This is a genomic window from Desulfosoma sp. (assembly GCA_037481875.1).
Classification (GTDB): Bacteria; Desulfobacterota; Syntrophobacteria; order Syntrophobacterales; family DSM-9756; genus Desulfosoma.
This window is the reverse complement of the sequence record JBBFKY010000006.1, coordinates 208,700-215,382: the sequence shown is the minus strand read 5'-3', so window position 1 is coordinate 215,382 and position 6,683 is coordinate 208,700. Positions and strand designations below refer to the sequence as shown.

4 protein-coding genes are annotated in these 6,683 nt (G+C 54.8%); 2 read left to right on the top strand and 2 right to left on the bottom strand.

All coding sequences use genetic code 11. From position 1 onward, the window contains the following. Positions 1-2,186 precede the first annotated feature (2,186 nt). On the top strand, positions 2,187-3,194 hold the full coding sequence (locus WHS46_10235; protein MEJ5349050.1) for a medium chain dehydrogenase/reductase family protein: 1,008 nt from the start codon (positions 2,187-2,189) through the stop codon (positions 3,192-3,194). Positions 3,195-3,273: 79 nt separating this feature from the next. Continuing rightward, entirely contained in the window at positions 3,274-4,143 is an 870-nt protein-coding gene (locus WHS46_10230; GenBank protein ID MEJ5349049.1) for a DUF6544 family protein, read from the top strand. 317 nt (positions 4,144-4,460) lie between these two features. Here the strand turns inward: WHS46_10230 and WHS46_10225 are convergent, their stop codons facing one another. Both WHS46_10225 and bioB read right to left on the bottom strand, forming a co-directional pair. Further along, entirely contained in the window at positions 4,461-4,925 is a 465-nt protein-coding gene (locus WHS46_10225; protein ID MEJ5349048.1) for a hypothetical protein, read from the bottom strand. A 622-nt stretch (positions 4,926-5,547) separates the two neighbouring features. Beyond that, positions 5,548-6,519 carry a biotin synthase BioB gene (gene bioB, locus WHS46_10220; protein MEJ5349047.1) on the bottom strand — a complete coding sequence of 324 codons (972 nt, stop codon included), beginning with the start codon at positions 6,517-6,519 and terminating at the stop codon, positions 5,548-5,550. Between the last annotated feature and the right edge of the window lie 164 nt (positions 6,520-6,683).

Below are 6,683 nucleotides of genomic sequence, written 5' to 3'. Positions count from 1 at the left end.
GCTGTCGCCTAGCCCACAACTTAGGTCGCTCCACCACACGTCACGGATTCAGGTAAGAGAGAATTCTTCTGCAAGACTATTCAACAATTCTTGGAGAGAATGCTCGTTTCCATCACTAAAAAAACGTAATAGTGGAAGCATAATTGTTTGAAAATCAGGAACTGCCATCTTTTCCTCAACTTTCTCACGGCTGACTAAGATGATAGGAATCTGCTTTCAGACAAATTATAAATAGCATATAGCGTAATTGTGTGTCAAAAAAAACAGATTCAAGATGTTGGGTGTGCCTGGGCCGGGGTAAGGAGGCGTGGAGGCTGGGTGGACATGTTACGGACAAGTCGGATGCGAGAACGAGAAGAGCACGCCAATTCCCCGGAAAAGAGAAAGACGGGTGCGGCAGGAGGAGAAGGCACGTTCCGCCCGCCGGAGTGGCTCAAGAGTCCAAGTAGGTTGAAGGGGCCTGAGAGTCGTCCTCTTCCTCCAGAGCCGGCAGTTGGGAACAGGACTCCTTCTAGAAATCCTCGGGTAACGGCCGCAGCCCGGGAGGCGAATGGGCCCTGGGTTGAGGTCTCGCATTAGCGAGCCAGAGGCCCAAGTGTTCGAAGATCTTTCGGATCGTAAGGCCAACAAAAAGTTCCGGCTGCATGTCTGGCGGAAAAGGGGGCAAACCTCCCTGCAGCTCGCCACACTCGAGATACCCTCATATCACCTCCTTAAGATACGGTCGCCGGAAGCCGTACCGCTTACACCTACAGGGTAGCGATCAGTAACGGCAGGACCATTTTCACGGAGAGGGAAGAAGTAAGATTCATCTACAGGGACTACAGTGCGATGTTTTGCCGAAAAAGTCATAGGCAAATCATACCGACACTGAGGCGCTACCAGGATAGGAGCCAAAAAAAGTAGTGAACTTTATGAAAAGTCAGAATACTGATAAAATGGAAAGTAAAGGATGGCTTCGGCTTTTATTCTGCCCTGCGCTGCAAGACTGATATTCACCATAATCAGGGTTTTTACTCGAACCGATCGTTCAAGCTGAAAACAGGCACGACATTGCCTTTTGAGTTCCTCCGCTTCGAAGACGCTCTATGGAGATACAAACAGGGGAAACTCCGAATGCCGGTTTCAGCTCAATTCAGGCGTTTAGGGGTAGACTAATGATAATCAGGAGTTAGAGCTCTCCAATGTTCCAACCCCAAGGGAGCCCTCGTTCACGAGGCTTTGGCGAGACCGCGGCCAGGTAGGCGGATCGAGGCGAGGTAGAGCCAGCTTTCGGAGTGACGTGGGTTATGGTCATACTGACGGCTCAACGGGTGGTTGCCGCTCAGCCAGGCATGAGTCCGCTCGACGACCCAGCGCTTCTGCTGCACCGCAAAGCCACGTTGGCCCTGCAGTCGCTCCACAATCTCCAACTCGCCCATGCCGCTGGTTGCCAACCATGGCCCAATACGCCACGAGAGGTCTGGTCCGCCCACACCTTCTTCAAGCTGATGCTGCGCGCTTTGTTCATCGCAAACCTCTGCTCGGCGCCGACGCCGTCGTACAGCTGTGCCGAATGAACCATGGCAGTAATAAGAAGCCCAGGGTGTCGGTCAGCAGATGCCGCTTGCGCCCACAGTCCTTTTTGCCACCGTCGAAGCCTCGCTCTGGCCCGTCCGCAACGCTATTCTTGGCACCCTGGGTGTCGATCACCCCTCAGGTCACCTCGACGTACTCCCAAGCCTCGACCTCGACCCGAACCCCCGCCGGCGCAATGCGTCTTTGATGTGCGCCCAGATCCCTTGCTTGGTCCATCTCTGGAAGTCATAGTGGACCGTGCTCTTGGCCGAGAACGAGCGCGGCAGCAACGGCCACCGGCACCCTCTCTTCAGTTTGTAGAGCCACCCGTTGAGCATCACACGCAGGTTCACGCGCCGCTTCGGTCCCGTCTTGGTTTGCACCTCGACATAGGATCGGATCACCCCCACTGCGCATCGGTCAGGTCGGTCGAATCGGTTTCGGGCTGGACAGCCGGTGTCGTCGGCGCTAACATGGCGCCACCCCTTCCTACTGGCTAGACTGTCGGCCTCAGGAACCACAGTTGACCATCGGTGGAAAGACATTGCCGCATTAGGACGGGCTAGGCGCCTCCTTGAATGGAACCCTTGACCTCCACTGTTCGAACATAGGAGAGCTTCCAAAAACGCATGAGTTACAAACGAGTAATAATTACGAGCTTTGGAGGACCCGATGTCCTCAAACTGGAGGATGTGTCGGCTTTGCCGGTTCCCAAGCCCGGTGAAGTGCGCGTCAAGGTGATGGTCGTCGGTGCCAATTTCACTGACGTGATGATTCGCAGAGGGATGTATCCCGATGTCAAAGAGAAGCCACCCTTTTCACCGGGATACGATATGGTCGGCGTCGTGGACAAACTGGGTGAAGGCGTCACTCGAGTCAGGGTCGGGCAGACCGTAGCAGACCTTACAGTCATCGGCGCCTATTCCGAGTACATCTGTTTGCCCGAGAGCAGATTGATCCCAGTTCCGGAAGGTCTCGATCCTGCGGAAGCGGTCAGCCTCGTCTTGTCTTATATGACCGCCTATCAATTGTTGCATAGAATCGCCAAGATCAAGGAAGGGCAGCGTATTCTGGTGCACGGTGCGGCCGGAGCGGTCGGAACAGCGATGCTGCAGTTGGGAAAGTTGCTTGACTTGGAAATGTACGGAACGGCTTCTAGACCAAAGCAGGATTTGGTTGCGGCGTTAGGTGCAACACCGATCGACTACAAAAGAGGGAATTGGCTCGACCGCATACGTGCTTTGGCGGAAGATGGAGTCGACGCCGTTTTTGATCCCATAGGCGGAGAGAGTTTCCGGAAATCCTTCCATGCTCTTCGGCGGGAGGGGATACTGGCGGCATACGGCTTCTATAACGCTGTGATGGGCAGAGGCGGCAGCATACCACTTGATTTCATCCGTCTCAAATTGTGGAACCTTCTTCCCAACGGCCGCTCTACGGTGTTCTATTCCATCGGCGCCTTGCGGAAAAAGCACCCGAAATGGTTCATCGAAGATTTGACCAATCTGTTCAATTTGCTGGCGCAGGGCAAGATCAAGCCGGTGATCGCTGCACGCCTGCCGTTGACCGAGGTCAAACGTGCTCACGAACTCATCGAAACGGCAGCGGTTCAAGGCAAGATCGTGCTGACCATGTAGAAAAAAGGCGTGCTTCATGTAAGAAATCAGCAGGGGTGCCTTCGTTCAGTTCATTCGTCAATCAGCGAAAGAGTCGGACATGTTGGGGAAAGTAGTTGTCGTTGGATTCGCTGCCCTACTCCTTATGATGGCCGCGGCAATTCTTTACGGTATCCGTCGGTGGGAATCGGAGACGAAAGAGCTTTATGCGAAAATGGAGGCGGTCCGGGTGCCGATCGTCCAGGCGTACTTTGATCCAGGCGAATTGGAGGGGCTGCCTGCGCCGGTTCAGCGCTATTTTCGTATCGTCTTGAAAAAAGGACAGCCGTTGATTAGGGCCGTCAACGTAGAACACGCCGGAACCTTCAACATGAGTGAGACCGGCGAGCAATGGAAGTCCTTCCGATCATCCCAGCGCGTCATTGTCCGGCGACCCGGTTTCGTTTGGGACGCCCGTATTCGTATGACGCCGGGAATAAACGTGCACGTCCACGATGCCTATGTTGCAGGCGAGGGTGTACTGACCGCCAAGCTGTTCGGGCTTGTAACCGTGATGAAACAGCCCGGCTCTTCGGAACTGGCACGAGGAGAGTTGATGCGGTTTTTCGCTGAAGCCGCATGGTATCCGACGGCTCTGCTGCCCAGTCAAGGAGTGTGTTGGGAGGAAGTCGATGCTGGCTCAGCGCGAGCGACGCTTGTCGATGGTGAGCTCAGCCTTACGATGCTGTTTACCTTCAGCAATGAAGGGTTGATCGAAACGGTGCGAACTGAGGATCGTGGGCGCATCAGCGGCGATCAAATCATTTTCACGCCTTGGCAAGGACGCTTTTGGGATTATCACGACTATAACGGAATGCTGATTCCCCTCGATGGCGAGGCGGCTTGGCTGATGCCGGAAGGAGCCAAACCCTACTGGCGCGGACGGATTCAGCGGATCGAGCATGAAATGAGTCATAGCAAATCCCAGTGAACGCGTCGCTCACTTCTATGAGGTCCATGTCAAAGAAAAAGATGGCGGCGCCATCGATCATCGTAGGGGCGACCGGCCGGTCGCCCCTACAGGATAGGTCCGCCTTCCATGAGGTACGAGGTTGGTGATCATCACCGCACCTCCCCAAAATTCACCACGACCGCACCGAATGCGAAAATAGCGTCCCAATTGGGGTCGACCCCTACCGCCGTCGGGTTTTCGTGATCCAGATGCCAGCGCAGGGGGTTTTCGGCGATGTATCGGCGGATGCGAATCAGGGATTCGTCATCACGGATGATGTGTTCGTAATAATTGCGTTACCAGACGGGAATACCCGGGGTAGCGCGAAGGTGATTGATACGTTTAGCGACAACGGATTTGAAACCGGCCATGAACGATGCCAAAGACCGTGGTGCCGGTCCCTTCGGCGCTAGGGACGATCCGCATCGTAGGGGCGCCCCACATGGTAGGGGCGACCGGCCGGTCGCCCCTACAAGGCTGGTCGCCCCTACCATATCGTGTATCCACACAATACCGTGAATGTGGTTGGGCATGACCACAAATTCAGCCGGGTTCAATTTCATTTCACGGCGAATTTCCGCTGACCGGAACCATTCTTCGCGAACAATTTGTCCCAAATCATTCAGCCGCATTTCGCCCTTCACCACTTCGCCAAACAAACATTCACGGTTGTGAGTGCAAAGGGTTACGAAATACGCGCCGGGTTGGGCGTAATCGTGTCCCTTCAACCGGATGCTGCGACGGTCGTGTTCTTTGACCATGGCTTTTCTCTCCTAAAAGCCTTTCCAAAAACGGCCCCTTCGGCGCTACGAACGATCCGCATCGTAGGGGCGCCCCACATGGTAGGGGCGACCGGCCGGTCGCCCCTACAAGGCTGGTCGCCCCTACTTCCGGGTTCGGGAGGTAGCCAGGCTGATGGCATGCCCGACACACCAGGAAAGGGATTCGCTCGCTGTCGCGAAGTTCCAAGGCCGGCTATCACTCCCATCGCACCCGTCTTATCGTCACCGGTCGGCTTCCAACACGACGCGAAGCGAGGCGGGCAGGGCGTCGAATTTGTAAATCCTCTTCGAACAGCTCGCAGTTCTTCTTGCCTAGATTCCCGCATACGGGCTTGTACTACTGCGTGACTGCGTGTGCGTGGAGGGTCGATGAGCTGCACGCGGCCTTTGGAAGGCTTGAACTCCGACTTCGATCCTATCTATGGATAAATCAATAAAATCCGGTCTGTCGTACGTTCCCTTAGACGCACTAACGTCTCCGGCAATACAGCCTCGATGTCATAAAACGGCACATTGCGCCGGGCGTCCGAGATGTGCCTGCCGGAAAACCATGCACGCATCCTTGCACTGAAAAGGTCTTAACCAGACATGCCGCATGCCCCTATACAGACAAACCCAGGTCATGCACCATCTGAAGGTCGGCTTCCGGGTCGAGTCCTGCCCTCGTAAGATAGTTGCCGATCATAAAACCGTCTGCGCCTGCCATCAATATCATTGGATGGAGTTGCCTCAAGGCGGTCGAACGTCCCGCGCAGACTCTTATCTCTTTGTCAGGCAGGATAAACCGGAACAAGGCTATGGAATGGAGCGCCTCGAGCGGAGATATTTCTCTGACGTTCTCGAGAGGTGTGCCCTTTATGGGCATGAGAAAATTGATCGGCACGGAATCGACGCCGATCTCCTTCAGGGTAAAGGCCATGCTTATGCGGTCCTTCATACTCTCGCCCATACCGAGAATGCCCCCACTGCAAGTCGAAAGACCGATAGAACGCGCATTGTCCAGTACCTCGAGCCTCTCCTCGAACGAATGCGTCGTGCAAACATTTGAAAAGAATTCGCGGGACGTCTCTATATTATGGTGATAACGTTGAAGACCTGCGTCCCTGAGGTATGCAAGCTGCTCTCTTCTCAGCGTGCCGAGTGAGGCACACGGTGTGAGCCCGATTTCTTTGACACGCCTTATGCCGTCGGCGATCATTCTGAGGTCGCGATCCGAGTTTATACCCCTACCGCTCGTTACGAGGCTAAACCGTTGCGCCATATTCTTCTTTGCACCTTCTGCCGCACGCGCCATGTCATCGACGCTGATGAGAGGATACACCGGCGCACCCGTCCTGTAATGTGCAGACTGAGCGCAGAAGGCGCAGTCCTCGCTGCATGCCCCGGACTTTGCGTTGACTATCGAGCAGAGCTCGACCCTGTTTCCCCTGAATGCCTCACGAATCTTCTGCGCGGCAGCAAAAAGAAACGTCCTGTCCGCATCAGAAACGACTGAAAGCTCTACCGCCGTGTCGTGGTCTATCGCCTCTCCAGAAAGAACTCTGTCCATTGCCCTGATGATTCTGTCGCCCATGGCGTCTCCTTTCGAGACACCCTTTTATGCTTGACGGGCCTGAAAAGTCAACCTCGTGATTTATGTTGGGTTGACAATGCAAAATAGCCTTCGAGTGGAAGCCTTGATAATCAGGAAGCAATGCACATCCGCAGCAGTGGACTCAGGTATTCTAAGGATAATGA

What these genes read in the sequence shown, in the direction of transcription:
- bioB (MEJ5349047.1), bottom strand. Translation starts at nt 6,519, where the DNA reads ATGGGCGACAGAATCATCAGGGCAATGGACAGAGTTCTTTCTGGAGAG.
- WHS46_10225 (MEJ5349048.1), bottom strand. Translation starts at nt 4,925, where the DNA reads ATGGTCAAAGAACACGACCGTCGCAGCATCCGGTTGAAGGGACACGAT.
- WHS46_10230 (MEJ5349049.1), top strand. Translation starts at nt 3,274, where the DNA reads ATGTTGGGGAAAGTAGTTGTCGTTGGATTCGCTGCCCTACTCCTTATG.
- WHS46_10235 (MEJ5349050.1), top strand. Translation starts at nt 2,187, where the DNA reads ATGAGTTACAAACGAGTAATAATTACGAGCTTTGGAGGACCCGATGTC.